This window comes from Klebsiella sp. HMSC16A12 (genome assembly GCF_001808265.1).
GTDB classification, from domain to species: domain Bacteria; phylum Pseudomonadota; class Gammaproteobacteria; order Enterobacterales; family Enterobacteriaceae; genus Klebsiella; species Klebsiella pneumoniae.
Window position 1 is genome coordinate 1 of sequence record NZ_KV792548.1, and the last position, 1,033, is coordinate 1,033.

Here is a 1,033-nt window from a genome sequence, read left to right on the forward strand (position 1 = left end):
CCTGGGACCACGGTCCCACCTGCATCGTCGTTACATTATTAGTTTGGGATCGCAGTTCCATCAATGCCTGTCACGAACAGGTATTGGCATGGCGCCGGTGACCCGTTGAGCGGAGTAATCACGCAGCAGGACTGCTATTACAGGCGATGGTGAGAGCTCTGTTGGGAAATGAACGAAGCATGCATGTTGAGTGAAATCTGCAAAATTTCGCAGGGTATGCGGCTTAATTTTAAATTTCCGCCAGCATTTTTAAAGCCAGTTGCCGCCGCTGCGCGTAGGCCGGTCCTTCGTTCGGCCGGTAACCAGTTCCGGCCGTTTTACGACCTTGGGATCACCTCGTCAGCAGTGTCTCCACTGTGATGTCGTTTGTCACGTTGTCCGATCACAAAATATATTGGTTTTGACGTTCTGTTATCAATTGCGCCAGGTCTTTTTCGTCCAGAAGATCGAGCATTTTTTCCTACAGAACCGCGGGCACACAATAAAAAAACAGGCCGGTTGCTGTCAATAATAGCGACCGGGTAGCCGCAGCCGGCACCGGCGCTGGCCACCGGATCGTTTTTAAGTTCGCTGACGCTGGCAGTTACATCACACAGAATGATATTTGTCATGGTTCCCCCCTGAGACAAGTCATCTGCATGATCGGTAAAGTATGATCTGGCAGCAAGTTCCGTCTGTCATTTCGCCGGTCAGAAACGGGCAACCGGCAGCTCCTTCCAGCGGGTGGTATATGCCGATGAAGGCATCTCACGTTTCATCGGCCATTCCGGGGCAATTCCTCTACCGGCAAACCATACTTTACCCAGCCCTGAGTTGTTGATCCCGTCCAGAACCATCATCAGCTCAGCACTGTGAGGCCGTGGCGTCAGCAATGATGTCCCTGGTGTCCTGAGTGGGTGTAAGCAGTTTCTCCGTGGCCACGTTGCCGTAGTAAGGCTCTTTAACGGCGAACGGAGACGTTTTGATGGAAACGGAAATATGTCGTAAGCGTCAAGTCACTGCCGCCTGTGATTCCAGTCCCGGGATCGCTAGC

2 pseudogenes are annotated in these 1,033 nt (G+C 52.5%); both read right to left on the minus strand.

Annotation, left to right across the window (positions count from 1 at the left end):
• Positions 1–382: 382 nt before the first annotated feature.
• Positions 383–611: pseudogene (locus HMPREF3140_RS27000) on the minus strand (type II toxin-antitoxin system Phd/YefM family antitoxin).
• A gap of 78 nt (positions 612–689) precedes the next feature.
• Positions 690–984, minus strand: a pseudogene (locus tag HMPREF3140_RS28655) (DUF4113 domain-containing protein); the annotation flags it as partial.
• Positions 985–1,033: the final 49 nt, after the last annotated feature.